Below are 25,948 nucleotides of genomic sequence, written 5' to 3' on the forward strand. Positions count from 1 at the left end.
CCCTGTCTGCTTACAGTTACGAGACGAAGCCCGAGTAAAAACCCCCTCGCACATTAGAAGTGTATGCAATGGTGTTTCACACTCCATGCGTTTGTATATCAGTGGCGTCAGACAAATTTTAAAATTTATGAACGAGCATATCACAGCTCTAAATTTAGCGCTAAATGAAGTGCAGCCTAAATTTAGTAGTCTGCTAAGGCGAGTGAGTAAGATTTTAAAATTTGCGAAAGATCTTTATTAAATTTGTAAATTTGTTTTATCCAAAAAGGCGAGAAAGGTCTCAAATTTTACTTCGCAGGCTAGCAACTTCATGGCGGATACGAAGCTACTTTTAAAATTTGCGAAAATGCTCTTCTAAATTTTTAAATTTAGTAGCGAAGCGGAGTTAAAATTCCCCGCTCATTTTATCTTTGTAGTTATTTAGGCTATTTTGACGCTCTTGTAAAAATGAGCCAAGTTTTTTCTTATTTTCTTCAAAAAATACCGCAAAGTCCTGCTCATTTTGGATCTTCTCCTCGCCAAAGCTATCAAGCATGACGTTTGAGCTGCCAACTATCACTAGATAGCGCCTATTTTCGTAGCTTAGAAGCATTAGCTTGTTTGTGCGGTCAAGGTATTTTTCATAGATGATATTGACGCCGCTATTTTGGTTTTTAAGCAACCAGTTCATCGACTTTGTGTCGTTTTGTGGTTGATTTTGTGGCGTTTTGAACCCACTAAAGTCACTACTTTTTGAAGTGATATATCTTTTAAAAACGTATAAAAATATAAGAAGCGCGATGAGCACACTTAGGACGATGAAGTATCTCGAATCAATATTAACCATAGGTTCATTTTCTGTCTTTGGCGTGCTAGCAGTTTCTATCTTTGCGCTAGCTTGTGGCATATTTTGCACTTGCGTTTTTGTGTTTTTTAGTGTTACGCGGATGCGAAGCCCGAAGCTATCTGTTGTCTTTGAAGCATTTACGATGATCGCATCGTTTGAGCGTAAATTTAAAACTAAAGAGTTTTGCTTTGGCTCTATCTCAAGCTCTTGAATGATCTTTGAGTTTATGTCCTTGCTCGCGCTTTGATCGTAGCTTAGAGAATTTAGTATCAAAGAAGTCGTATCTTTTTCTCGCTTTTGAAAGATGTTGCCCTCATACGGCGCATCAAAGCTAAGCATGATATCGACCCTGTCGGTGCGCTCATAGATGTTGTATGTTAGCAAGTTTGAGGCAAAGATCTGCGTAGCAAAAAGCACAAAAAATAGTATAAATTTCATAAAAGTTCTTTTTTGAAGTACTGAATAACTGACTTTGAGTCCAAAATTTCATTTATCCTGATGGCTAAATTTTTCTCATAAACCATTACTTCGCCTTTTCCAAAAATTCTATTATTTATATATAGCTCCACGCTCTCGCCAGCTGGTTTTTCGAGGTCTATGACCGAGCCAGCTTCAAATTTCAAAAGCTCATTTATGCTAACTGTGGTAGTTCCTAGCTCAGCTATAAAATCAACGCTTATATCCATAAGCTCATCATAGCTCTTAAAAAGCCCTAGCTGTTCTAGTGTCTCTATCGCACCTTCGTCGTTCATTGTATCTTGTAGCCTATTTGAAATGTTCTATTTTTTATCTTATATATAAATTTCTCTTTTAGCTTTATGCCAAAATTCTCAACCTCGCCCAAAAACTCAGGCGTTCCGAGTTTATAAGCATTTGGCTCTTTTTCATTTAGCAGATTTTTAGCCTTGCCGATGATCTGATTAGCTATCTCTTTGCAAAGATCGTCCAGATCGCCACCATCAACATCTTCGTGACCAAAAAAGGCATTCATGAAAATTTTCAAAGTATCTTTTTTAAAAAATAGATAAAACTGATACTCGCTTTTACCCTTATAAACTGGTATGCTAGCCCCGTAAAATCCTTTACCAAGGCTCTTGCCAAACTCTAAATCGAGCCCCAAAGTATCCTTGCAAAGATAGCTCGTGGCTTCATCTATAACTTTTCTCATATCTCTTCCTTAAGACTTGAAATGCGCGTTAATTATACTTTGGCTTTACTAAATTAGCTATAAATTTATTAAGCATTTTAAAAGAGTTTATCGACCTCTTTAACTAGCTCTTTTGCGCTAAATTTGGCGCAAAGCTTGACTATTTGCGTGCCTATGATCGCAGCGTCAGCATATTTTTTCACTTCGCTAACATCATCTTTATTTTTGATGCCAAAGCCCACAGCCACTGGCAGATCGCTCTTTTTCTTAAGCTCTAGGACTAAATTTTTTATCCTATCTTCATCGGCTCTTTTTGAGCCACTAACGCCGATAGCACCTAGCACGTAGATAAATCCTGAGCCAAATTTCAATATCTCATCCGCCCTGCCCCCAGAGGTGACGCTTATAAGTGGCACAAGGCATAAATTTAGCTCCTTGCACTTTAGAGCAAACTCCTCGCACTCCTCACAAGGCAGATCCGGCACGATAAAGCCGCTAACTCCTGCCTCACGTGATCTTTTTAGAAATTTATCAACGCCATAAGCAAAGATGATGTTGTAATAAACTAAAAAAACAAGTGGCTTTGTCACTTTTGCCTTGCAACCCTCAAGCATATCAAAGACAACGTCGGTATTTACGCCACTTTGAGCTGTTTCAAAGCTAGCTTGTGCGATGAGTTTGCCATCAGCCAGCGGGTCAGAGTATGGGATGCCGATCTCAAGCAGATCAAGCGTGCTTTCATCTAAATTTTCTAAAAATTCCTTCGTTTTTTCTAAGCTTGGATAACCAGCCACGATGTAGCCGATGTTTGCCTTTTTGCCGTTAAATGCGCTTCTAACCTTATCCATAAATTTTTCCTTTTTCGTAGCCGATAACTGTGTTTATGTCCTTATCGCCCCTGCCTGAGATATTTACGACGATGACGCTTTTTTTATCAAGTTTTGGGCAAAGTTTCTCCAGATATGCCACCGCATGCGCGCTCTCGATGGCTGGGATGATGCCCTCCATCTTGCTTAGAAAATACAACGCATTTATGCACTCATCGTCGGTCACGGCTTCGTATCTTACCCTTTTGATGTCGTTTAGGTGGGCGTGCTCTGGGCCGATGCCTGGGTAGTCAAGACCCGCTGAGATGCTGTGAACTGGCGAGATCATGCCGTATTCATCTTGTAAGACTGTCGTTTTCATGCCATGGATGATGCCGGTTTTGCCTTTGCTAAGCGTAGCTGCGTGATAAGGGGTATCTATACCAAGGCCGCCAGCTTCTATACCTACTAAATTTACGCTATCATCGTCCAAAAATGCGCTAAAAATGCCAATAGCATTACTGCCGCCACCAACGCAAGCGATGACGTAATCTGCCTTTTTGCCGTAGTCTGCAAGCTGAGCTTTTGCCTCTATGCCGATCACGCTTTGAAAGTCACGCACGATCTTTGGATATGGGTGTGGGCCAACGGCTGAGCCGATAACATAAAACGCGCTTTCTATCTCATTTACCCACGCTTGTATGGCCGCAGTAGTCGCCTCTTTTAGCGTTTTTAAGCCATCTTCTACGCTCACCACTTTCGCGCCAAGAAGCTGCATGCGAAAGGCATTTAGCTGCTGTCTAGCCACGTCTGTAGCGCCCATATAGACATCACACTCTAAGCCCAAAAGTGCCGCTGCAGTCGCTGTTGCCACGCCGTGCTGACCAGCTCCAGTCTCAGCTAAAATTTTCTTTTTACCCATCTTTTTAGCAAGCAACGCTTGAGCTAGAGCATTATTTATCTTGTGCGCGCCCGTGTGGTTTAGATCCTCTCTTTTTAGGTAAATTTCATGTCCGTAGTGCTCGCTTAGGCGTTTTGCGAAAAAGAGCGGACTAGGTCTGCCAACGTAGTTTTTAAGCAGATCATCAAGCTCATCTTTAAACTCTTTTGTCTTTGCGATGCTCTCATAAGCATTTTCTAGCTCATCAAGGGCAAACATCACCGTCTCAGGCACGAACTGCCCGCCAAATTTTCCAAAATACGCCTTACTATTCATCTTCTACCTCACCTATGATCTTTAAAATTCTCTCTATCTTTTTCGCATCTTTTATGCCATTTTCGTCCTCGACTTTTGAGTTGATATCGACTAGATATGACTTAAATTTGAGCGCCTCTTTTATGTTGTGCTCGCCTATGCCACCAGCCATGCCAAATTTAAACTTAACCTCTTTTAAAATTTCCCACTCAAAGCTGGTGCCATTTCCGCCGGCATTTTCGCCCTTGCAGTCAAAAAGCGCCATGTCAAAATGCTTAAAATCAACCTCTGGCAAGCTATCTTTCACGCTAAAAACCTGCCAGATCTCAAGCCCCATATCTTTTAAATTTGCCTCTAAATTTTCACTGATTACTCCGTGCACCTGAGCCACGTCAAGACCAGCAAACTGGCAAATTTCCATTATCTCGCAGTCACTTTGCTCCGCAAAAACACCAACTACTTTTTTGCCCTTGCTGTGAGCAAATTTGGCTATCTGCCTAGCTAAATTTAGCTCGACCTTTCTTTTACTTTTGGCAAATATCAGCCCTATAAAATCAACATCCAAAGCGCAAACCGCACTTGCCTCATCTAGCGTTTTGATGCCACAAATTTTAACTAGCGCCATTACGCTTGCGCCCTTATAAACTCTTCATAAAATTTATACGCCTTACCTGAATTTATCGCTTCAAGCACCATTTTTTTGGCCTCATCTGGGCTCTTTGCGCCATCAGCTGCGTAGAGTGCAAACATCGCATTAAAGACCACGATGTCAAATTTCGCCCCCTGCTCCTCGCCTTTTAGCGTGCGGATCAAGGTTTTAGCGTTTTCTTCAGGTGTGCCGCCCTCGATGTCGCTATGAAGCGCTCTTTTAAAGCCAAACTGCTCTGGTGTGATGCTGTATTCAAAAATTTCGCCATTTTTTAGCTCAACGACGCTTGTTTCACTACAAAGCGTGATCTCATCAAGTCCGTCATCGCCGCGAACGACCAAAGCGTGCTTTCTGCCAAGGATCTTAAGCGTTTGGGCGTAGAGTTTTAGAACAGGCTTATGATAGACGCCAACTAGCTGATTTGTAAGGTTTAAATTTGGATTTAAAAGCGGTCCAAGCACGTTAAATACGGTTCTTATGCCAAGTCTTTGGCGCACTTCTCTCACCTCGCCAACTAGCGGATGGAAAAATGGCGCGTGAAAAAAGGCTAAATTTTTACTAGCTAAATTTTCGCGCTGTTTTGCCAGTGATTTTTCACTTTTTACGCCTAAAATTTCAAGCACATCAGAGCTGCCTGACTTGCTTGAAACTGCCTTATTACCGTGCTTTGCGACCTTTATGCCAAGGCTTGCAAGGATAAATGCCACAGTAGTTGAGATATTTATCGTCTTAAAGCCATCGCCTCCGGTGCCGCAAAGATCGATCATAGGCGTATCATCGCGGTAAGTTTGCGAGTATTTTAGGATATTTTTTGCAAGCGCAGCGAGGCTTTTTGGATAGAGGCTCTTTTCGCTAATTAGCACCAAAAGGGCTGAAAGTTGCACGATCTCGTACTCTTTGCTGGCTATTATCTCGCAAATTTGTTCAAAGTCGCTATCATCAAGCGGGATATTCTCTTGAAGCTTGATAAGATATGGCTTAAGTGAGCGAATTTTTGGCTCTTTAGCCTCTTCTTTTGCCTTGTAATTTACAAAATTTTCAACTATCTTTTTGCCGTATTGCGTGAAGTAGCTCTCAGGGTGAAACTGGATGCCAAAGATCGGCTTATCTTTTACGCTAAGTGCCATAACTACGCCATCATCACTCACCGCATCAGCGCTTAAGCTAGCTGGGAGCTCATCGACATAGAGCGAGTGGTAGCGCATAACTTCAAAACGATCAGGCAGCCCTGCAAAGAGCGGCTCTTTATTTTTCACATCGATAAATGAGGTCTTGCCGTGAAGTGGGTCATCTAGTCTTTTTATCTTTGCGCCAAAACTAAGCCCTATGGCTTGGTGTCCAAGGCAAATGCCAAGCACTGGCACGCCAAGGTTGGCCTGCAAAATTTCTAAGCAAACTCCGCTATCTTTTGGGTGCTTTGGTCCTGGGCTTAGGATGATCTTACTTGGGTTTAGTTTTTTGATCTCTTCAAGCGTTATCTTGTCGTTTCTAACGCATCTAACCTCTTCATTTGTGAGCTCTTTTACGTACTGCTCAACGTTGAAGACAAAACTATCGTAGTTATCTATAAGTAAAATCAATCTCTATCCTTTTAAATTTAGCGGCAATTGCGCGGACTAAATATTATAAATTTAGGTGAGATTATAACTAAAAGAAATTTTAATTAGGCTTTTGTGCGGCTCTCGTAGGCTTTTAAGAGTGAGAGCATATCGACGTTTTCTAAATTTACACCAGTTGGCACGCCCTGAGCGATCTTGCTAAATGAAATTTCACTCATACCAAGCTTATCCTCGACGTAAAGCATGAGCGCATCTGAATTTAGCCCCGGTGTAAAGGCAAAGACGACCTCTTTTGAGCCATTTTGCTTAATAGCACTTCGCAGCCTCTCTATGGCATCCTCGTCGATCTCATCAAGCACGAAGTAAAGGCCATTATAAATGCCATTTTGCTCAAAAACCAAGATATCTTTTGGGCTCTCAACTAGCAAGATGACCTCGCTATCCCTACTCTCGTCGCTGCAAATGTCGCAAATTTCATTTTCGCTTAGCCCACCGCAACGCTCACAGCGCTTGATAAACCTCACCGCATCTTCGATATTTTGCGCGAGCCTTAGCCCTGCAAAGCTATCTTGCATGCAGACAAAGTAGGCAAATCTCGCGGCTGATTTTTTACCGACACCTGGCAGCTTAGCAAATGACTCAGTTAGCTCATTAAATTTCTCTAAGCCCCTTTTCATGCGCGTTTTGCCTTTGCTCGAAGTAAAATTTTAAAGACGTGATAGCCATCCTCGTAGTCGTAAGCAAGCTCAAATTTTTGCATCTGGCAAATTTGCTCGATGATGTAAAGTCCAAGCCCCATGCCGCTTCCCGCACTCACCTTGTCGCCTCTAACAAAGGCTTGTTTGTAGTAATCAATCGGATGATTTAGTTTTTTGCCTAAATTTTTAACCGCTATAAATTCGCTATCGCAGATCAAGATGGCCTTTTTGTCCTCTGCGTATTTTAGGGCATTGTCTATCAAATTTTTAATCGCTAAACTAAAAAGCTGAAAATCCACTCTTAATAAGACGTCATCTCTGATATCACAGCTCACTCGCTCCTCAAATTTATCAAGCATGAGCATATCTTGCACCTGCTCTAAAATGAGCGAGAAATGGCACTCTTGATAGTTTAGTGCGTAGCTTTTTGAAAGAAGCTGCTCGACCTTGCTAAATTCATTTATCAGCATCTCAAGGCGCTCAAAAACGTTTATGAGCCTCATCTTTTGAGTCTCGTTTGCGACCATCTCAGAGACGATCCTGCCCTTGCCTATAGGCGTCTTTAGCTCATGCATGATCGCACGTAAAAATAGCTGCCTTGAGCGAATTAACTCTCTGATCTTGCAAACGGCGTTGTCAAATTCAACTGCGACTTGTCCGATCTCATCTTGCTCGTTTTCATTTAGCCTAGCAGTCATCGCCATCTCCATATTTCCGCTGGCAAATTTCCTGATATCTTTGCTAAGTCTTCTAAGCGGCAAAAGGCTTCTAAGAACCGAGACATAAAGCGAGATAAGCAGAGCCGAGATGATCAAAAATGCCACCCAAAGCGGGTCATTTACGTGTCTTGCGTCGTTACTCTCAAGTAGCAGCATGAAAGATGGATTTTTGATAAGTAGATACAAATCACCTTTGTAATTAACCGACTGCATCATGCCAAGAGGCGTGTGCTGCGTAAAAATGGCGTTTCCGCTTGTAGTAACTGAGGTGGCTAAATTTTTGTTGCCGACGTATTCTAGGTTGAAATTTTTAAAGTAGTGTTCCAAATCTCTTGGAGGATTGCCACGCTCGTAAAGCGCCACAAGATAGTTCATAGCGCTTATTTGTTTATCTTTTAGCTTCTCAAGCGCACTTTCTTGCTGAATGTTTGCAAATGTTACAAAGAGCAAGCACATCAGCGAGAAAGCGATGGCAAAGATGATAGTTATCTTGGTAGTTATGGAGTATTTCATCCGATAAGCTTATATCCTATGCCTCTAACTGAAAATATATGTTTTGGCGCTTTTGAGCTGTCGCCGATCTTTGTTCTAAGGCGTCCGATGATGACATCTAGGCTCTTTGAATCCTTGTCTTTTAGGCTCTTGCAGTTATAAACTAGCTGCTCTCTTGATACTGAAAAGCTGTGCTGTTTGATGAGATAGGTTAAAATTTCATATTCAGCTGGTGTTAGAGCAAGAGCTTCATTATTAAAGTAAATTTCATGGCGCTTGTCGTCTATCCTAAATGCGCTATCAACGACCTCTTCTTGCACTTCGTTTGTCTTTTTATATCTTCTGATAAGACTTGTGATACGAGCATACATCTCTTTTGGATCGTATGGTTTTGGCAAGTAATCATCCGCTCCAAGCTGAAGTCCAACGACCTTGTCACTGATGTCACTGCGAGCTGAGCTTATGATGATAGGGATGTCGTATTTTTGGCGAATTTCTTTACAAACTTCAAGACCATCAATGCCTGGCAAAGTAAGGTCAAGTATGAGTAGGTCATAGTTTTTTATGCCGGCACTTAGCCCTAGATATGGGTCTTCAAAGTTAGTCACTTTTATATTAAAACTATCAAGATATTCAGATAAAATTTGTGCAAATTCTGGATCGTCTTCTATCATTAAAACGTTAATCATAAATCATCCTTTTCATTGAAAAATAGTAGAGATTATACGGCAAAAATGTAAATTTTTTTTTAAATTTAAACTTTTTTGGATAAAATCTCACATTTAAAATAAGCTTAATAAACAAGGAAAAATGTGGAGTTTGATTATTACGAGATCCTTGAAATTTCAAGAAATGCAAGTGGCGACGAGATAAAAAAAGCCTTTAGAAAGCTCGCTTTAAAATACCACCCAGACAGAAACGCTGGTGATAAAGAGGCTGAGCAGAAATTTAAACAGATAAACGAAGCCTATCAGGTCTTAAGCGATGAGCAAAAGCGCTCAATATACGACAGATACGGCAAAGAAGGGCTTGAGGGTAGATTTGGCAGTGGTGGCGGCTTTAGCGCTGATTTTGACCTTTCAGACATTTTTGACTCGTTTTTTGGTGGCGGTTTTGGCGGTGGCGCTAGACAGAGAAAAAGACGAAGCGAAAAATACTCAGCCGACCTTGAAATTCCTATAAATTTAGAGTTTAACGAAGCTGTTTTTGGCTGCGAAAAAGAGATCAAATTTGATCAAAAAGTGCCTTGCCCAACATGCAACGCAACAGGCAGCAAAGATGGCAAAAACAAAACTTGCCAGCACTGCGGCGGAAGCGGCAGGATCACGCGTGGAAATGGCTTTATGAATATCGTTCAAGAGTGCCCATACTGCCACGGATCTGGCGAAGTGATAAGCGAGCCATGTCCTGATTGCAACGCAAAAGCCTATAAAATCCAACAACAAAGCGTCAAGATCACGATCCCAGAGGGTGTTGATAGTGGCATGAGGATGAGGGTCGCTGGCAAAGGCAACATCGGTGCAAACGGCGTTCAAGGCGATCTTTACGTGAGCATAAACGTAAAAGAGGACAAGCACTTCATCCGCCACAATGACGATGTTTATATAGAAATTCCAGTATTTTTTACCCAAGCCGTTCTTGGCGAGAGCATAAAAATCCCAACACTTCGCGGTGAAGCTGAGCTAAAACTGCCAGTTGGCGCGAAAGATAAACAGCAATTTATCTTTGAAAACGAGGGCATCAAGGGTGTAAATTCGCGTAAAAAAGGCAGACTTGTAGCGCAAATTTCTATCCAAACACCCGATAAACTAAGCGACGAGCAAAAAGAGCTTTTAAACAAACTTCAAGCTAGCTTTGGCATAGTTTCAGGCAAGTCAAGCACCGATGAGAGCGTCTTTGACAAGATAAAAAGCTGGTTTAAAGGCGACGAGCCAAAGAGAAAAAAGAAAAAATAAATTTAAATTTGTGACGCTAAATTTGGCGTCACAAAATCTTTCAAAATAAATTTTATATCCTAATTTTTACAAGTAAAAATCACACAAAATTTAAAATTTCATGAGCGAGCATATCACGCTTTTAAATTTAGTGGCGAGCTTTGCAATACATAAATTTAGTAAGTTGCTAAGGCGAGTGAATAAGATTTTAAAATTTTCAGAATAACTTAGTTAAATTAGATAGGCGCCAAGTAAATTTAAAATTTCATGGGTGAGCAATTTCGGCTATAAAATTTGAGCTAAGCTGCAGGCGAAGCCAAATTTTAGTAGTCAATTCTTGCGAGCGAATGGAATTTTAAAATTTACAAAATGTCAAATTTCTCTTTTAAAAATATAGACCTTAAATTTAAAAACTCTTTTATCCAAAAGGGAGACAAGGGGACTCAAGTTACGAGGCCGTCCCCTTATCCCCCTTTTTAAATCCCCCAAACCCCTCGCACGTTAGAAGTGCATGCGATAGCACTATCGTGCCGCATGCGTTTTGTTTTAGAATTTTCTGATAAATTTTAAAATTTGCAAAATAGTTTTTAGAAATTTAAAGTTTTTTCTTCTTTGTTAAGGGGGAAGAGGATTGAATTACGGTCTGCTTGCAGTTGCGAGCTTGCGAAGCAAAGAAGCTTCCCCCTTAACAATCCCTAACCCCGACAACGTTAGATGTGGCATGCCTCAGTACTAAAGCACCGCATGCGTTTTATGTGAGAGAATTTATAACAAATTTTAAAATTAGATCCAGCATATCACACTTCAAAATTTAGTGGCAAAAACGTAGAAATATAAATTAAGGCGAGTGCATAAAAGCGCATAAATTTAAAAGAAATTTTAGTGTCCAAAATATCAGGCACTAAAATCCATAAATTTACTCAGTTGCAAGGTCTAGGTAATAATCAAGCTGGTCGCGTCTGATGATACGTATGAGGTTTGTGCTGCCCTCTACGCCTGTTGGGTGTCCAGCTGTGACGAGATAGGTCTTGTCATGCTCGACATATCCAGCATCATAAGCCTTTTTGATGACATTTGCAAGTAGGACATTTAGCTTTGTCTTTTCAAGCACAAGCGCTGGTGTCACGCCCCAAGCAAGGGTCAGCATGTGAGCTGTCTGCTCGTCGTGCGCGATAGCGATGATATCGATATTTGTGCGGTTTCTAGCTAGCTTTATGGCTGATTTGCCTGAGCCTGTGATAGAGAGTATCGCATTTGCCTTGATACGCACGGCTAGTGAAGCTGCGCTATTTGCGACCATGTCTGTCTCGTCAAAAAAGTCAAATTCGTCAAATTTATTGTATGGATAGATGCTTTGCGTTTGGATGATCGTTTTGCTCATCGCCTCTACGACTGCGACTGGGTTTTTGCCGATCGCACTCTCCTCGCTTAGCATAACCGCATCAGTGCCGTCTAGCACGGCATTTGCCACGTCGCTGATCTCCGCTCTTGTGGCAGTTTCATGCTCTGCCATGCTTAGCATCATCTGCGTTGCTGTGATGACTGGCTTGCTGGCTGCATTTGCCTTTTTGATGATGAGCTTTTGTATCGTTGGCACTCTGTAAAATGGCACTTCTATGCCAAGATCGCCACGAGCTACCATGATACCGTCACTCTTTGCGATGATGTCGTCTATGTTTTCGACCGCGTCAAATTTCTCGATCTTAGACAAGATAGCAGCTTTGGAGCCAAATTCTTTTAAGATATTTCTCGCTTTTATCACGTCATTTGCGTCTTGTACAAAGCTAATGGCAACAAAATTTACGCCTTGCTTTGCGCCAAATTCCATATCTTCTTTATCTTTTGGCGTGATGATGTCGATGCCAAGGGCGGTGTTTGGGAAATTTACCCCTTTGTTTGAGTTTAAAATGCCGTCATTTTCGATGATCGTTTTTACCACATCTTTGCCCTCGCCTGTAACTCTTGCTCTGATCGAGCCATCGTAGAGATAGACGTACTCGCCAGCCTTTAGCATAGGTAAAATTTGAGGCTGATTTAGGCTCACTCTATAAACGCCCTTTTCGATCTTTTCGCCCACGATATCCTCTGCGTAGATGCTAAGCTCATCGCCAGATTTTAAGTAAAATGGCTCGCTAAGCTTGCCAACTCTGATCTTTGGACCGCAGATATCTTGCAAGATGCCTATGCGTTTGTTTAGTCTTTTTTCGATGTTTCTTATCTTGTCGATGTTTGACTTGTGGTATTCGTGTGTTCCGTGGCTAAAATTTAAACGAAAAACATTAACACCTGCTTTAACCATCGCCTCCATCGTCTCTTCGTTGTCACTTGCTGGCCCTAAAGTCGCTACAATTTTCGTCTTTTTTATCATTTTTATGCCCTGTAATTTGATTTTTGCGATTATAACACATTTTAATAATGTAAATTTTTTGTATAATATGCAAAATTTTTAAAGGAGAGAGTATGAATAAATTTTTATTAGCATCTCTTGGCCTAGCAGCTCTTGCTTGCGCTGCCATGGGAGATGACAAAGTCTATAAGCTCAAGCTTGCAAGCTCATGGGAGAGCACTATGCCAGTGCTTGGTGAAGTGCCAAAAGAGCTAAAAGATAAGGTCGAAAAGATGAGTAACGGCCGCATCGAGATCAGGATCGACTACCCGTCAAAACACAAGTCGCCTTTTGCGATGCTTGACTTTGCAAAAAGCGGTCAATACGACATCGGCTACACAGCTAGCTATTACTACAAAGGCAAAGATCCTAAGACAATGTTCTTTACAGCGACACCATTTATGATGAATACCGACGAGCAAACAGCTTGGTATGAATTTGGTGGCGGTAAAGAGCTAGAGGCAAAAGTTTTTGATCCATATAACATCAAAATTTTTAGAGCTGGCAACACTGGCATGCAAATGGGCGGCTGGTTTAAAAAAGAGATCAAGTCAGTTGATGATATCAAAGGCTTAAAGATCAGGATCCCAGGCTTTGGCGGCGAAATTTACGCTAAACTTGGCGCAAATATCAACACTATCCCAACTGGTGAGCTATACATGGCGCTTGAGATGGGAACGATCGACTCAGTCGAGTGGGTAAGCCCAGCTTATGACATGGCGCTTGGCTTTCACAAAGTGGCAAAATACTACTATACAGGCTGGCAAGAGCCAAACGGCGAAACTCAGTTTTTCTTCAACAAAAATGCGTATGAAAAACTTCCAGATGATCTAAAAGCTATCTTTGAAGCGGCTGCTGCTGAAGTGGCAAGAGATGTAAATACTAAGGTATTTTACGCAAACGTAGAGTACTGGGACAAGATGAAGGCTGAGTACCCAGACATCCAAGTAAAATCTTTCCCACCAGAGGTCATCGCAGCTCTTAAAAAAGCTACAAACGAGCTACTTGATGAAGAGAGCGCAAAAGATCCACTATTTAAAGAGATCGTCGAGTCTCAAAGAGCTTTCCTCAAAAAAGCAAGAGAATGGACTAAAATTTCTGACTACGCTTACATCAAAACAAACGAAGAGAAATAACCACAGCAGGGAACTCTCCCTGCTTTTTAAAATTTAAAACTACCACAAAAACTAGTCACAATAAGACTTTAAAGCAAAAGATAAGACAATAGTGAAAATTTTATAGGAAAAAGAGATGAAAAAAGTCAAATTTATAGTTTTTATCTGCTTGTTTATACTGCTACCACTTGCTTATTTTAATGGCTTTATAAGAATTTCTGATCTAACTAGCGAACAAGAGAGCATTGCTAAGAAATATGGTGGTGTTTATGTATTTGATGAGAAGCTAGAGAGGGAGATAGATAAGAGGGAAGAAGAGAGACGAATAATGACAAAAGGCTTAAGTGGTAAAAAATTAGCCGAAAATCGTTATGCAGTTGATATGACGCCAGTTAATGAAAAATTACCTAGAGTTTTATCTAATGGAAAGAGATACTATCTCAGATGGGTTGATTATGAAAATGAAACTAGAAAAAAGATAAAAACTCCACAAATTTACAAAGATAAAATAAAAGAATTTATTGGCAGTGAAGATTATGAAAAATTTAAACCATCTTACGACTTGGGCTATTTCTATATCGATGATAATGATGAAATAAGAGTAATTGATCTAAGTTTAGACTACTACGTTGTAGAAACTACATATACACTTTCAGGAGATGAAGCAAGTGGGATAAAATTTACAAAAAATAGATATATAAATGTAGCTGGAGATAACTATTTTTATTTCATAGACAACAAATTTCAAAAAATCAGCAATAAAGATAAGGATAAATAAATGAATACTCTTAAAAATTTAAAAAATAAAGAAATGGTAAATAAGATAAAAGACTATGCTGATATTGCTGATGTTGCTTATGCGTTTTTTGAGTATATAGACGAAAATGAAATTTGGAGTTTTTCGGATAAATTTTATAATTAATAAACCTAGCTAAGCATAATAAATTAATAATATTATAAATATATTCACAATAATATTATAAGAAATTTCTATCTTGTATAGTTTTAAATTTAAAAGGATTTATGATGAAAAAAGTAAAATTTATAGTTTTTATCTGCTTGTTTATACTGCTACCACTTGCTTATTTTAATGGCTTTATAAGAATTTCTGATCTAACTAGCGAACAAGAGAGCATTGCTAAAAAGTATGGCGGTGTTTATGTATTTGATGAGAAGTTAGAGAAGGAGATAGATAAGAGGGAAGAAGAGATAAAAGAGTTAAGAGATTGTTATACCACCAAAACAACAAACGAGTGTGAGCTTGTCGTTAAAAAACAAGTTACTACCAATGGATATTTTTTAAACAAAGTTTGGAACAATAATAAAGAAAAATTTAGGCAAAGATATAATACTGAGAGCGATAGCGAAGCACAAGATAAATTTATAAAAGATACTGCAGAAAAACAGTCAGTGCCTATTCAGACGTTATCTAATGGGAAAAGATACTACCTTAGATGGGTTGATTATGAAAATGAAACTAGAAAAAAGATAAAAACTCCACAAATTTACAAAGATAAAATAAAAGAATTTATTGGCAGTGAAGATTATGAAAAATTTAAACCATCTTACGACTTGGGCTATTTCTATATCGATGATAATGATGAAATAAGAGTAATTGATCTAAGTTTAGACTACTACGTTGTAGAAACTACATATACACTTTCAGGAGATGAAGCAAGTGGGATAAAATTTACAAAAAATAGATATATAAATGTAGCTGGAGATAACTATTTTTATTTCATAGACAACAAATTTCAAAAAATCAGCAATAAAGATAAGGATAAATAAATGAATACTCTTAAAAATTTAAAAAATAAAGAAATGGTAAATAAGATAAAAGACTATGCTGATATTGCTGATGTTGCTTATGCGTTTTTTGAGTATATAGACGAAAATGAAATTTGGAGTTTTTCGGATAAATTTCATAATGAGAGAATTTTAAAAAAGCCAAATCCTAGATGGGATTATGCTGATGGTACAAATTTTTTATATGAAAAAGAAACTAAAACTATAGTAACAGACAACCAAGGCAATACAACTACTGAGATAAAAAAGACCCCAACCACCTACGCCCTTTGTGTCGAAGCTAGATTTATGCAGGATTTAACAATAGAAAAACCAAAAGAAGATGATGAATTAGAAGAAGAAAAAGTACAAATTTCTAATCAAATAAAAAATTTTATAAAAGTCTCTCGAAATAAAAAGCAGTATTTATTTTACACAATAGACAATCTCTCCAAACGCACCAAAAATTTCACATCAAGATTTAGACTTCTCAAACATCAAAAAAATAATGGGCTAGGTTTTAGTGCCACGCTCTTTGAAGATACAAAGGATAATAATAAAAAGATATTAACATTTAGAGGTACTGAGATCACTCCAGGAGACTTAATTGCAGATATAGAGCTAACAATTAATGAGATACCAATACAGGTAAATTCTTTAATAAATTTCTTTTTAGATAATGTTATACCTATATTAAAAGAAGGTGAAAGGATAAACATTTGTGGTCACTCTCTCGGTGGATATTTGACTCAAGCGTGTGCTTTTACTTTTGCTGAATATATAGATGAAATTTACACTTTTAACTCGCCTGGGATATTAACAGATTATATGAAAACTAGAATAGGCATCCCATCTATTGATCTCATGCCAAGGTTCATTAGAAATGAGATCATATATTTCTTTAATAAAAGAAATGTCCCTTACTATGAAAAGCTTAAAGAAAATTTGTTCTTAGCAGATAAGGACCACACCTACCTACCAGCACCTTTAAATGTTAATAACATATATCACATGAAAACAGACAACGATAGCTTAGCCTTTAATAATAAACTCTATGAAAACGCTATACAAGACCTTGGGGTTGATATAAATGGCAATGAGGTGCTTATAAATATAGGCAACGTGGATGCGATACTAAATACAAATGTAAGTATAAGCTCGCACTTTCTTACATATACGGCTGCTACACTATACTTTTTCTCATATCTTTTAGAGCAAAAAGATAATGATGAAAAGACAAAAAATGTTAGCCTAAAAGGCACGCTTTTATATCTAAATGAATTTATGGAGCAAAACTATAAGCTTATTTTTGATCTTGATACAAATTTATCTTTAGCATATAAAAATGAGACATCCTATATAGATAACAAAGCTACACTCCCACCTCTTTTATATAACAAAAACAAAAATTGGATGTTGCTTATACTAATAAATAACATAAAACACGACTTCAAGATATTAAATCACAATTTAAAAGACGAGCAAGAAGCTTTGATAATAGAAGATATATTTAAGCTTAGTGACGAGAAGCGATACACAAAGATAATAAGCAAAGATGAAGTTGAGAAATTTAAAGAAGGTGGATGTGAAAAGATAGAAGATAAAAGGGCTATGCACAAGTGCAGGACGTACAAGGTAGTAGATGAGAGCTCTAGTGATATCACTACCACCAAAGCTGAAGCTAGCAAGCTCTACACCTATATGTCAAATTTCACAAGGTCACTTTCATCGCAAGATGAGAAGGCATACTTTATGAAAAGATCAGAGCAGACCTACTCACTTTTATTTGACAACAGCACGCAGAGTGGCTCTATAAATTTATACGACGTAAAAGATAGAGGCGAGATAAAATTTGGCTTTTTATCAGCTAGCTCTAGCGTATATGTGGATAAGGATAAAGAGAGTTTGGCCATATTTACAAAAGATAAAGACATAGTGGATATTGATAAGATATATGACAAGATAAGAGATAAATTTGGCGTGGAAAACCCAGAAAACTACAAGGTCGATCTCTTTTTAAATGCCACACTTCTAAAAGGTGCAAATGAAGCTAAGGACTATAAATTTGGCTTTACAAATTTCAAAGACGAAAAAGAGCACGATCTCTTTGAGAACAAAGAGGAGCAAAAGCCATTTTACTACTTTAGCCCAAGGGGTGATGAAAGCTCTAAAGGCTCGCTTGATATCACAAATAAAAACACTAGCATAAGAGTGCTTGGCTATGATATAAAGAGGGGTAGCTTGGATATAAAGCTAAAAAGGGCTAATAATGATGAGAAAAAAGAGAAGCAAGCACAAGATAGAGAAGCAACAACCCATCAAAACATGCCTTCTGGTGCGGTAGCTACAAATTTCACCGCTCACCCAGTCATAGAAGACGACGTCATCACTTGCCCGCATGGTGGCCAAGTGGTGCTAAAAAGCAAAGCTGGCAGGAGTATCACATCTAATGGCATACCGCTCATACTAGGTCAAGACTTCCTAGGCTCGCCGATAGTTGGCTGCTCGGCAAATTCGCCATGCACCTGCGTAGCACACGTACCAAAGAGCGCACTAAGCGCTAAAAGAGTAAATGACAACCACGCTCTTATGCAAGACCTGGTTCATCACTGCTTAAGTGATAAAGGCTGCGCGCTATCCATAGCCAAAAAGTCAAATTTAATTACATTTGAGGGGGTAAAATACGTTGATAAAAACGGCAACGAAGTAGCTCCAAAAGATGTGCAGATCACGCAAAATCCAAGGCTAAGGTTTTTCATGAAAAGTGCTGCATCGCAAAGAGATAATATGCATGTCGCCATATACTCCATAAACGGCACCGAGTACAAAGAGCCAAACGGAGCTGACGAGATCGTGCTAAAAGAGAGCGACGCAAGAGACGTTAGCGACAAGGCACTTTTAAAGCTATTTAATGAAAACTTTAAGACTACCAGCCAAAGAAAATATGAATTTAAAGAGTACTCGCTAAAGTATGGCGCAGATGTTTTTAGACTAAATTTCATAAAGCCAGAGTATAAGAGCAAGCACGGCATAAACGGCTACTACGAAAGACTTAGCGAATACGAAAACGACGTTAGAAATTTGATCTTTCTAACGCCAAATCAAACAAAAGATATCACTATAAAAATAGCCAAAGGGCTAGACGCTAAGATAGAAAAAGACGCCGAGATAACCGACGTCGTAGTGCTTCAAGGGCTATAAATTTACCCTTAGCAAGGCATCTTTAAAACTTCTACCACTTCACCTTTTGCGATAAATTCTGTCTCTTTAGGGATGATAAGCAGTGCAGCTTCGTTTGTTAGGTTATTTACGATCGCTGAGCTACCAAGCTTTTTACCGTTTAAATTTACAAAGATCTTGCCATCTCTGTTTTCTAAATTTACCGCTGTAAATTCCAAAAATGGCGAGCGTTTTTTGTAGTCTTCGTCCATTATCGCCGTGATCTTTGGCTCTTCTTGACTAAACCAAGTATTTATAAGCACTCTTACGTAAAGTACGCACATAACCATCGCCGAATACGGAAATCCAGGCAGCGCAAAGATATATTTGTCGCCTGATTTTGCCACTCTGATGTGGCGGCCTGGTTTTATCGCAGCGCCTTCGATGATGAGCTTAAAGTTTTCATTTAAAGCGCCCTTTACAAAGTCATAGTCTCCCATGCTGATGCCACCAGTCGTTACCAAGATATCGGCTGATTTTAGCGCATTTATGATCGCTTTTTCGACAAGCTCGGCCTTATCTCTTACGATCTCACAAAGGATCGGCTCCGCGCCCATTTTGCGTATCTGCATAGCGATACCTACGTGATTTGAGCTGTGAATTTGCGCTGGACTATCAAGAGGTTCGCCAAGGTCTTTTATCTCGCTACCAGTTGCAAGTATCGCCACTCTTGGGCGGATAAAGACACTTACGTGAAAGACGCCAAGCTCGGCAAGAAGCGCTATCTCAGCGTAAGTTAGACGTGTGCCTTTTTTTATTAAAATTTCACCTTTTTTGTAGCTCTCACCCACTGCTCGCACGGCAAAACCCTTTGGCACGCTCTTTTTGATGATTATTTTTGAGCCACTTACCTCGACATTTTCAACTGGCACAAGAGTGTCGGTGCCTTCGCTCATTAGCGAGCCGGTGAAGGTTTTGACGCATTTGCTGCCCTCTACATGTAGCCCTTTGTCACTACCTGCTGGCAGATCAGTGATGAGCTCAAGCTCGCTTAGGCCATCTTTAAAGGCAAAAGCGTAGCCGTCCATCGCTGAAACTGGCTTTGCTGGGTAGTTCTCAGTAGCTTTCACATCGTAGGCGATATTTCTATCAAGCGCATCTGTGATAGCTACTTTTTCGACCTTTTCCCACGCATTTATCGTATCTTTTAGAATTTTCAGGCTATCTGCATAGCTCATAAAATCTTTCATTTTTTGTCCTTTTTATGAAATTTTTGCATATTTTAGCCACTTCTGTTTTACAAAAAATTAATCTTTGTTTTATTTAATGATTATTAAAATATCGTTTAAGAAACCAGTCTGGTTTTACCTTTACACAGGAATTTACATGAACAAAACACTACTTTACATCATCGCAGGTGCGAGCCTTGGCATACTTGGTCCGGTGCTCGTTCATTTTGGCAACCCAGCAAACATGGGCGTTTGTGCGGCTTGTTTTTTACGAGATAGCATGGGTGCGCTTGGCTTTCACCAGGCCAAAGTTGTGCAGTATCTAAGGCCTGAAATTTTAGGGCTTATCATCGGAGGCTTTCTAGCTAGCATGCTTTGGAGTAGAAATTTCACTCCAGTATCTGGTAGCGCGGCATTTTCTAGGTTTTTCTTAGGCGTGTTTGCGATGATAGGCTGCCTCATATTTTTAGGCTGCCCTTGGAGGGCGTTTTTGCGTCTTGGAGGCGGAGATATGACCGCTATTGCTGGCGTTGTTGGCTTGTTTGCTGGTGTCTTTGTGGGACGAGCTTTTAAGAAAAATGGCTACGTTTTACCTGAAAATGAAACCACTACAAAGGCGATAGGATTTTTACCACTGATCATTGCTATTTTGCTTTTACTAGCACTTATCTTTGGCCTAAAACTTGGCGAAAATGGCGCATTATTTAGCTCAGAAAAAGGCCCAGGCTCACAGCATGCAAATTTATTTATCTCTCTTATTTGTGCCATCATCATCGGCGCATTTATGCAAAGAAGTAAATTTTGCTCAGTAGGAGCTATCAGCAAAGTTTTTGAGCGTGACTTCTCGATGTTTTATGGCATAGTCTCTATCATCGTCTGCGCAAGCGTAACGAATTTAGTGCTTGATCAATATAAATTTGGCTTTGAAGGACAACCTATCGCTCACAATGATATGCTTTGGAATTTCTTAGGCATGACGCTCGCTGGCCTTTGCTTTAGCCTAAGCTACGGCTGCCCTGGCAAACACCTAGTGCAAATGGGAGCTGGGAATTTAAGCTCAGCAGTATTTGTTTTAGGCATGGGAGCAGGTGCTGCGATAAGTCATAACTTCGTGCTTGCAAGCTCAGGAGCTGGCATCACACCTTATGCTCCCTATGCCGTAGCGATAGGCTTTATATATGCTATCTATGTTGGATTTTTCACTAAAAAAGCTTAACTGAATTTGGCTGCTCTTGCAGTCAAATTTACTTTTTTATCTATAAAATTTGAGTGAGATAAATTTTAGCTAAAAATAAGTTCTTAGGTTGTATAATCCAAAACTTATTTTAAGTTGTCACGGTAGCTCAGCTGGTTAGAGCGCTGGTCTCATAAGCCGGAGGTCGGGAGTTCAAGTCTCCCCCGTGACACCATAAATACCTAAACTTCGATATTCCTACAATATTATATTGCAGTCACCTTTCATAAAATATAGCTTAATGTTTGTAGCAAAATAAAATTTTATGTAGCAAATTTTTAAGCTCGCAGTAATTTTAACACGTTTTTTTGTAAAATTTTAAAAAACAAGTAAAAATTTTTTAACGAATCATCTACTATGATATAATCTGTCATTCTACTGGGTTAAATTTTTACCATAACTTAAATAAAATGAGTATAGATGTGTAGTAAAAATGGCGTTTATAGCTATTGAACATGGGCTAAAAAATATTTTTGATGATTATGATTCATTCATATCTCCTAGCAATAAAACACAAAATAGAGATAGACCACATAAGCATTACGAGATCCTGCGCGTGGTCAAATACTGGCTGCCATTTATAAAGATAAAAGAACCAGAGAGCCTTAGGGTGAAATTTGATAATTTGCTTGGGGAGTATCTAGAATGCAGTTGGTAATTATGTAATCGTTTTCGTTTATTTTTAAAAAATATACATGTTATTAATAAAACATTTTTATCTTTCCGCTTAAAAATAAGGCCATTCATGGTCTATAATTTTAAGATATTTGTTTCGATTCCTAATATATATACTAGCATTAAGTAATTTATAAGTATTTTTATGCTATAAAGCCAGGAAAACCCTAGTATATCGTGCTTCTGAAATAAAAGTCAACAATTATTTACCACTTTAAACGATTTAGCCACCAAAATATCCTATAATACACGCAAATTTAAAAAAATATTTTACTCAAGGAGGTTAAGATGATTAAAACCAGTTAAAAGTAGAGGCTCTATTTAAGTATTTAAAAGAGAACCTCTACGATAGGTTGTTAGGACTCCTATTGTAATAGTTCTCTACTTTTAAACTACTTAAATAAAAACCTATCAACATCTACCATATCAGAATAAAAGGCACACTATAAGTATGCCTATTTGGTGAGATAGTTATCACTATCTTTATAAAAATTTAAAAAATAGAAAGAGAAAAATATGGCAAGCAAAAATACACTTTTAAATGATTTAAAAATCATTAGAAAAAACAAGAAAAAGGATGAGATTAAACAAGCGTGTATTGAAGTCTTGTTTCCACAACAAGCAACACTCAAAGAATGCAAGTTACTAATCGAAAATCGTTATAGCGTAAAGCTATCAAATAAGGAGTTTTCCAAATGGAGGAAAGAGTATGAGGCAACAAAAGCCAATCAACCCTCTGATGCATATCATATTCTCGTACCCAACGAAAACAAAAAAGAAGATGAGGAGCTAAGCAATGGCACTAATAACCAAGAGTAGCGATACAGCAGTTGCGGCAAATGCCGTAATTGCTCTACAAGAACATATTGAAATTGGCAATAAGGCTAGTGAAAATATTAGAAATAATATTGAACTTTTTAATCAAACCGCAGATAGCTTTGATAAAAGCTTTAAAGAAAAAATAGAGCTTATAGAGCAAGGAAGTATTGAGCTTATAAATGCAACAAAAGATATTCAAAACAACTTTAAAAATACTCTAAAAGGTGCAGACAAAACTATATCGAAGATCAACTCATCTTTTAGCTCTTTGATGAAGAATATAGTATCTGCATTAATTGCCTTTGTATTTATAGAAGCGATCTTCTTTTTTGGCTACATGTTTTATGATAGCCATAAGACAAATGAAGCCAGATCTGTACTACAAAGCAGTCTAGATAAGGCACTTTATGATGTGTCTAATCTTAAAGGCTTTATCATCCATATCTACAACCAAGATAGCCAAAAAGCTAGCAAAGATTTTACTAAATGGCTAAACACAAATGGTGACAGCAATGTTTGGTAGTAAGCAAATTTTTCTAATAGCAAGACACATACAATGTATGACACTTCGTTTTCATACCTTGTATAATCTTGCTCTGCCGAGGGCTACAATGCGAGATATAAGAAGCGTTAAAACGCTTCATCTCGCTATCACATTTTATGAAAGGATATCATATGTCAAAAAATGTCAAGGATAAGGTACTCTCTATAAGGATCACTTCTCAGCAAAATAGCAAATTATCTGATATGGCTAGAGAACTAAAAATATCAAAATCAGAAATCATTTCCTATCTTATAGATAATGGCACTGTAAATTCTGAATCCATAAAAAAGAAAGAGCTATATCCAACAATCATTACATATTTTGCTAGACCTTTTAGCAACATCAATCAAATAGCAAAGAGACTAAATATAGCTTATAAGACTAGTGGCAATATAGATTTAAAAACGATACTGCAAACACAAGAAGAGTTGTACAAAGTTCAATCAGTCCTAACTGAAATTTTAAGCATAATAAGGAGTAACTATGATAGTTAAGATATCAAAGGGAGAAAAAGGCATAGCTGATTATCTAAAAACTGGTAAGAAAAGAGATTCAAAGCTAACTAGAGATGAAAAAGATGATAGATTGCCTCTAGCTGGAAATTTAGATCTTATCGAGATGTCTGAAAAGCACCAGAGCAAGAAAAAGAATAAGAAACATAACTACTATCATATATCCTTATCATTTACTTCAGAGGAGTGGAGCAGACTATATGAAAGTGGCAATATAGATGAGTTTATAATGGACTTTTTGAAACTAACTTTCCCAAATCACGACATAGATGAGCTACTTTTTTATGCTGAAGCTCATCTGCCTATAATCAAAGAAGAGCCATATATTCCTCGTCCGGAAGGGGCACTAGAAAACAGAGTATTAAACAAGAAACATAAAAATGGCGAACCACTAAAAAGAGAGCCTCATATTCATCTAATAGTCTCTTTTGAAAATATGAAATTTACTCATAGTGTAAAAACTGGTGGAGTAATATATACAAAAGGTGCATCCAAGCAACAAACAAAAGCTATCATGGCTAAATCAGTAGAGAAATTTAAAAGAGTGGTTAATGACATCTTATCTAACAAGTATGGTCTAAATAATATAGAACCTTTAAACATGGATGAAGATCAACTAGAAAAACAATATGAAAGCTTTAAAAGTGCAGCAAAAAAGGTTAAGAAAGGCAAAGAAAAAAATACGCAAATGAAGATAGCAACAGATGTAGTTATCGAGCCAAAAGTTAGCACAAAGGAGCAAAACATAAGTGTTGAAGAGCTGCTAGCTGATGCTAGAAATTCTACAGCTGATTATCTATTAAGAATGATAGAAGAAGATGAGAGTTTCAAAAAAGACTACTATGATAGAGCAAAGAGGCTTAATGCGATAGATATAAGAGAATTTTTACCTATGATCAATGCGAAATTTAACATCACCGCAAAACCTGAAAAAGTAAATGACAAATATAAAGTAAGAGTGGATGGGTTTAAGGGAACTTATAATCTAACTGATCTAATGTGCAAGATAGTCTATAATTGTAGAAAAGGAGCGTTATTTCACGTAGTTAATGAGCTAGAGCAAATGCTTATAGAACTTCGAGCCAATAAAAATGAGCCAAAGATAACATTGAGTGTGAGAAGTGACTTTGGCGCGCCAAATAAGGACCCAAAAACTCAAGTGCTAAATAACTGGGAAACGATACAAATAGAGCCATACAACCTAAAATCGGTACTTAAAAACTATTCAGCTATATCAGTGGCAAGTTTCAAATATAAAAGTGAAGAAGCTAGCGGTATTGATGGCATAACTCCTACACTTATATATGATATAGATAACTCTAAATTTAGTGCAAATGATGCTCAAAATTTACTGCAAAGCAAAGGGATAAAAGGCTTCATATATCCAACCACTTATCAAACACCAGATACAAAAGTAGAAAAATTTAAACTCATCATACCCACAACAAAGGCTCCAAGTTTAAATGAATACGATGAATACATAAAAGAGATAACAAGAGAGCTTGGGTTATATAACATAGTAAATAACTCGAGCTTGCATTATAGTAAATTTCACTACACTCCAGTGCCAGGAGCTGAACTTGTAAGCATTAGTGGAAAAACTTTGGATAATACAAGAGCCATTGAAGAGGCTGGCTTAAAAACAGATTTGAACAATATGGATGTTAAAGCCTTATATGAAAATTTACACAATCTAAGAAAATATGAGCTTAGCTGTGAGCCAAAAGATACCAACTCACATATTAAAAGAGTAAGCTACCAAGCCATATCTTCAAAGATTTCTATAAAAGAGTTAATAGAATACTTTGACGAGAGTGCTGTGCTTAAAGAATATAAAAATCATCAAATACTTTCTGGCAAGAGCGGCAGATACCTATACCTGCCAGAAGAAAACATAGCCTACTCTTTTAACCAAAATAGACACTATACTCCATATATCTATATTAGAGATAAATTTGATGAAGCATCTAGAAAGATAAAAACTGGGCTTTTAAATGATGACGTCATTAAAAAGCTAGGACTTAAACAAAATGAATATGAAGGATTCGTAAAAGCTATCGATGGCCATTTAGATATAAATAGATACTATTTAGCTTTTATAAATAGAACTGAAAACTTTAAAAAATACCTGTCAGATATAGCTAAGATTAACTATAAAGGCTTAATTCATAATATAAAAACCTATATGAAAGATTGGCAAGATATGCAAGGTTTTAATAAGCTAAAGGAGTGTTATAAAACAGATAAGATATATCTAACAGAGGATCATATATCATTTGGTTCACTAAAAATAACAAAGCAAGAGCTATATGGTCAAGGACTTGATAAAGACTTTGGGATAGAGCAAACAAAACAACCATCAAGTGTAGTAGAACCCAAAGATCAGGATGTAAAGTCAGGATATGACAGCTTGGAGAGATAGATTTTGTAGAAGTCAGATCATTAGCATTGCATCTTCTCAGCTA

Annotated in this window: 25 protein-coding genes and 1 tRNA gene; 14 read left to right on the plus strand and 12 right to left on the minus strand. The window is 38.0% G+C overall.

All coding sequences use genetic code 11. The features are described 5' to 3' along the window. Nucleotides 1-85: 85 nt before the first annotated feature. The gene (locus CYO89_RS10310; protein ID WP_181001874.1) at nt 86-241 is read left to right on the plus strand and encodes a hypothetical protein; all 156 of its coding nucleotides are present in this window, start codon (nt 86-88) and stop codon (nt 239-241) included. Between the two features lie 144 nt (nt 242-385). On the opposite strand, the gene CYO89_RS02900 is transcribed toward CYO89_RS10310, so the two are convergent. The 10 genes from CYO89_RS02900 to CYO89_RS02945 all read right to left on the minus strand — a co-directional run bounded on the left by CYO89_RS02900 (nt 386) and on the right by CYO89_RS02945 (nt 8,780). Beyond that, entirely contained in the window at nt 386-1,264 is an 879-nt protein-coding gene (locus CYO89_RS02900; protein ID WP_103597069.1) for an excinuclease ABC subunit A, read from the minus strand. Next, nucleotides 1,261-1,578, minus strand: a complete 318-nt coding sequence (gene fliN, locus CYO89_RS02905) for a flagellar motor switch protein FliN (protein WP_002942551.1) — start codon at nt 1,576-1,578, stop codon at nt 1,261-1,263. Before fliN ends, CYO89_RS02900 begins: the two co-directional genes overlap by 4 nt. Then, a complete protein-coding gene (locus CYO89_RS02910) occupies nt 1,575-1,994 on the minus strand; it encodes a chemotaxis protein CheX (protein ID WP_002942548.1) in 420 nt (139 codons plus the stop codon). Before CYO89_RS02910 ends, fliN begins: the two co-directional genes overlap by 4 nt. Before the next feature lie 77 nt (nt 1,995-2,071). Further along, nucleotides 2,072-2,821 carry a tryptophan synthase subunit alpha gene (gene trpA / locus CYO89_RS02915; protein ID WP_021086085.1) on the minus strand — a complete coding sequence of 250 codons (750 nt, stop codon included), beginning with the start codon at nt 2,819-2,821 and terminating at the stop codon, nt 2,072-2,074. After that, nucleotides 2,814-3,995, minus strand: a complete 1,182-nt coding sequence (gene trpB, locus CYO89_RS02920) for a tryptophan synthase subunit beta (RefSeq protein WP_103597070.1) — start codon at nt 3,993-3,995, stop codon at nt 2,814-2,816. Before trpB ends, trpA begins: the two co-directional genes overlap by 8 nt. Further along, nucleotides 3,988-4,599: a phosphoribosylanthranilate isomerase gene (locus CYO89_RS02925; protein WP_103597071.1), complete on the minus strand. Its 612-nt coding sequence runs from the start codon at nt 4,597-4,599 to the stop codon at nt 3,988-3,990. The genes trpB and CYO89_RS02925 overlap by 8 nt, the downstream gene beginning before the upstream one ends. Further along, nucleotides 4,599-6,203 carry an anthranilate phosphoribosyltransferase gene (gene trpD / locus CYO89_RS02930; protein WP_103597072.1) on the minus strand — a complete coding sequence of 535 codons (1,605 nt, stop codon included), beginning with the start codon at nt 6,201-6,203 and terminating at the stop codon, nt 4,599-4,601. The genes CYO89_RS02925 and trpD overlap by 1 nt, the downstream gene beginning before the upstream one ends. 83 nt (nt 6,204-6,286) lie before the next feature. Further along, on the minus strand, nt 6,287-6,859 hold the full coding sequence (recR, locus tag CYO89_RS02935) for a recombination mediator RecR (protein WP_009294391.1): 573 nt from the start codon (nt 6,857-6,859) through the stop codon (nt 6,287-6,289). Then, entirely contained in the window at nt 6,856-8,112 is a 1,257-nt protein-coding gene (locus CYO89_RS02940) for an ArsS family sensor histidine kinase (RefSeq protein WP_103597073.1), read from the minus strand. Before CYO89_RS02940 ends, recR begins: the two co-directional genes overlap by 4 nt. Beyond that, nucleotides 8,109-8,780: a response regulator transcription factor gene (locus CYO89_RS02945; protein ID WP_009294394.1), complete on the minus strand. Its 672-nt coding sequence runs from the start codon at nt 8,778-8,780 to the stop codon at nt 8,109-8,111. Before CYO89_RS02945 ends, CYO89_RS02940 begins: the two co-directional genes overlap by 4 nt. Nucleotides 8,781-8,903: 123 nt before the next feature. Here CYO89_RS02945 and dnaJ point away from each other — a divergent pair, with 123 nt between their 5' ends. Further along, complete coding sequence (dnaJ, locus tag CYO89_RS02950) at nt 8,904-10,046, plus strand: molecular chaperone DnaJ (protein ID WP_103597074.1); 1,143 nt, start codon at nt 8,904-8,906, stop codon at nt 10,044-10,046. 895 nt (nt 10,047-10,941) lie between these two features. Here the strand turns inward: dnaJ and pyk are convergent. Then, entirely contained in the window at nt 10,942-12,393 is a 1,452-nt protein-coding gene (gene pyk / locus CYO89_RS02955; protein ID WP_103597075.1) for a pyruvate kinase, read from the minus strand. A 92-nt stretch (nt 12,394-12,485) separates the two neighbouring features. Between pyk and CYO89_RS02960 the strand changes: the two genes are divergently transcribed. From CYO89_RS02960 to CYO89_RS02980, 5 genes are all read left to right on the plus strand, one after another. Then, nucleotides 12,486-13,547, plus strand: a complete 1,062-nt coding sequence (locus CYO89_RS02960; protein ID WP_012001287.1) for a TRAP transporter substrate-binding protein — start codon at nt 12,486-12,488, stop codon at nt 13,545-13,547. 115 nt (nt 13,548-13,662) lie between these two features. Then, entirely contained in the window at nt 13,663-14,304 is a 642-nt protein-coding gene (locus CYO89_RS02965; protein ID WP_103597076.1) for a tRNA 2-selenouridine synthase, read from the plus strand. Continuing rightward, nucleotides 14,305-14,448 carry a diadenosine tetraphosphate hydrolase gene (locus CYO89_RS02970; RefSeq protein ID WP_103597077.1) on the plus strand — a complete coding sequence of 48 codons (144 nt, stop codon included), beginning with the start codon at nt 14,305-14,307 and terminating at the stop codon, nt 14,446-14,448. Nucleotides 14,449-14,552: 104 nt separating this feature from the next. Then, nucleotides 14,553-15,314: a hypothetical protein gene (locus tag CYO89_RS02975; protein ID WP_103597078.1), complete on the plus strand. Its 762-nt coding sequence runs from the start codon at nt 14,553-14,555 to the stop codon at nt 15,312-15,314. Continuing rightward, nucleotides 15,315-18,512 carry an Mbeg1-like protein gene (locus CYO89_RS02980; protein ID WP_103597079.1) on the plus strand — a complete coding sequence of 1,066 codons (3,198 nt, stop codon included), beginning with the start codon at nt 15,315-15,317 and terminating at the stop codon, nt 18,510-18,512. It abuts the gene before it with no gap. Nucleotides 18,513-18,520: 8 nt separating this feature from the next. Here the strand turns inward: CYO89_RS02980 and CYO89_RS02985 are convergent, their stop codons facing one another. Beyond that, on the minus strand, nt 18,521-19,720 hold the full coding sequence (locus tag CYO89_RS02985) for a molybdopterin molybdotransferase MoeA (RefSeq protein WP_103597080.1): 1,200 nt from the start codon (nt 19,718-19,720) through the stop codon (nt 18,521-18,523). 136 nt (nt 19,721-19,856) lie between these two features. Here CYO89_RS02985 and yedE point away from each other — a divergent pair, with 136 nt between their 5' ends. The 7 genes from yedE (at nt 19,857) to CYO89_RS03020 (ending at nt 25,905) form a co-directional block, all read left to right on the plus strand. After that, nucleotides 19,857-20,915: a YedE family putative selenium transporter gene (yedE, locus tag CYO89_RS02990; protein WP_103597081.1), complete on the plus strand. Its 1,059-nt coding sequence runs from the start codon at nt 19,857-19,859 to the stop codon at nt 20,913-20,915. A gap of 116 nt (nt 20,916-21,031) precedes the next feature. Beyond that, nucleotides 21,032-21,108: transfer RNA gene (locus CYO89_RS02995), tRNA-Met, on the plus strand. 258 nt (nt 21,109-21,366) lie between these two features. Beyond that, nucleotides 21,367-21,591 carry a hypothetical protein gene (locus tag CYO89_RS10515; protein ID WP_258032508.1) on the plus strand — a complete coding sequence of 75 codons (225 nt, stop codon included), beginning with the start codon at nt 21,367-21,369 and terminating at the stop codon, nt 21,589-21,591. Nucleotides 21,592-22,124: 533 nt separating this feature from the next. Next, nucleotides 22,125-22,427: a hypothetical protein gene (locus CYO89_RS03005; protein WP_103597082.1), complete on the plus strand. Its 303-nt coding sequence runs from the start codon at nt 22,125-22,127 to the stop codon at nt 22,425-22,427. Further along, complete coding sequence (locus tag CYO89_RS03010; RefSeq protein ID WP_103597083.1) at nt 22,405-22,950, plus strand: hypothetical protein; 546 nt, start codon at nt 22,405-22,407, stop codon at nt 22,948-22,950. Before CYO89_RS03005 ends, CYO89_RS03010 begins: the two co-directional genes overlap by 23 nt. 152 nt (nt 22,951-23,102) lie before the next feature. Beyond that, on the plus strand, nt 23,103-23,465 hold the full coding sequence (locus tag CYO89_RS03015; protein ID WP_103597084.1) for a plasmid mobilization relaxosome protein MobC: 363 nt from the start codon (nt 23,103-23,105) through the stop codon (nt 23,463-23,465). Continuing rightward, complete coding sequence (locus CYO89_RS03020; RefSeq protein ID WP_103597085.1) at nt 23,455-25,905, plus strand: aminotransferase; 2,451 nt, start codon at nt 23,455-23,457, stop codon at nt 25,903-25,905. The genes CYO89_RS03015 and CYO89_RS03020 overlap by 11 nt, the downstream gene beginning before the upstream one ends. The last annotated feature ends 43 nt before the right edge of the window (nt 25,906-25,948 follow it).

Source organism: Campylobacter concisus (assembly GCF_002913765.1).
Classification (GTDB): domain Bacteria; phylum Campylobacterota; class Campylobacteria; order Campylobacterales; family Campylobacteraceae; genus Campylobacter_A; species Campylobacter_A concisus_BB.

Coding starts and splice junctions, on each gene's coding strand:
- CYO89_RS10310 (WP_181001874.1), top strand. CDS start 86: ATGCGTTTGTATATCAGTGGCGTCAGACAAATTTTAAAATTTATGAAC.
- CYO89_RS02900 (WP_103597069.1), bottom strand. CDS start 1,264: ATGAAATTTATACTATTTTTTGTGCTTTTTGCTACGCAGATCTTTGCC.
- fliN (WP_002942551.1), bottom strand. CDS start 1,578: ATGAACGACGAAGGTGCGATAGAGACACTAGAACAGCTAGGGCTTTTT.
- CYO89_RS02910 (WP_002942548.1), bottom strand. CDS start 1,994: ATGAGAAAAGTTATAGATGAAGCCACGAGCTATCTTTGCAAGGATACT.
- trpA (WP_021086085.1), bottom strand. CDS start 2,821: ATGGATAAGGTTAGAAGCGCATTTAACGGCAAAAAGGCAAACATCGGC.
- trpB (WP_103597070.1), bottom strand. CDS start 3,995: ATGAATAGTAAGGCGTATTTTGGAAAATTTGGCGGGCAGTTCGTGCCT.
- CYO89_RS02925 (WP_103597071.1), bottom strand. CDS start 4,599: ATGGCGCTAGTTAAAATTTGTGGCATCAAAACGCTAGATGAGGCAAGT.
- recR (WP_009294391.1), bottom strand. CDS start 6,859: ATGAAAAGGGGCTTAGAGAAATTTAATGAGCTAACTGAGTCATTTGCT.
- CYO89_RS02940 (WP_103597073.1), bottom strand. CDS start 8,112: ATGAAATACTCCATAACTACCAAGATAACTATCATCTTTGCCATCGCT.
- CYO89_RS02945 (WP_009294394.1), bottom strand. CDS start 8,780: ATGATTAACGTTTTAATGATAGAAGACGATCCAGAATTTGCACAAATT.
- pyk (WP_103597075.1), bottom strand. CDS start 12,393: ATGATAAAAAAGACGAAAATTGTAGCGACTTTAGGGCCAGCAAGTGAC.
- CYO89_RS02960 (WP_012001287.1), top strand. CDS start 12,486: ATGAATAAATTTTTATTAGCATCTCTTGGCCTAGCAGCTCTTGCTTGC.
- CYO89_RS02965 (WP_103597076.1), top strand. CDS start 13,663: ATGAAAAAAGTCAAATTTATAGTTTTTATCTGCTTGTTTATACTGCTA.
- CYO89_RS02970 (WP_103597077.1), top strand. CDS start 14,305: ATGAATACTCTTAAAAATTTAAAAAATAAAGAAATGGTAAATAAGATA.
- CYO89_RS02975 (WP_103597078.1), top strand. CDS start 14,553: ATGAAAAAAGTAAAATTTATAGTTTTTATCTGCTTGTTTATACTGCTA.
- CYO89_RS02980 (WP_103597079.1), top strand. CDS start 15,315: ATGAATACTCTTAAAAATTTAAAAAATAAAGAAATGGTAAATAAGATA.
- CYO89_RS02985 (WP_103597080.1), bottom strand. CDS start 19,720: ATGAAAGATTTTATGAGCTATGCAGATAGCCTGAAAATTCTAAAAGAT.
- yedE (WP_103597081.1), top strand. CDS start 19,857: ATGAACAAAACACTACTTTACATCATCGCAGGTGCGAGCCTTGGCATA.
- CYO89_RS10515 (WP_258032508.1), top strand. CDS start 21,367: ATGGCGTTTATAGCTATTGAACATGGGCTAAAAAATATTTTTGATGAT.
- CYO89_RS03005 (WP_103597082.1), top strand. CDS start 22,125: ATGGCAAGCAAAAATACACTTTTAAATGATTTAAAAATCATTAGAAAA.
- CYO89_RS03010 (WP_103597083.1), top strand. CDS start 22,405: ATGGCACTAATAACCAAGAGTAGCGATACAGCAGTTGCGGCAAATGCC.
- CYO89_RS03015 (WP_103597084.1), top strand. CDS start 23,103: ATGTCAAAAAATGTCAAGGATAAGGTACTCTCTATAAGGATCACTTCT.
- CYO89_RS03020 (WP_103597085.1), top strand. CDS start 23,455: ATGATAGTTAAGATATCAAAGGGAGAAAAAGGCATAGCTGATTATCTA.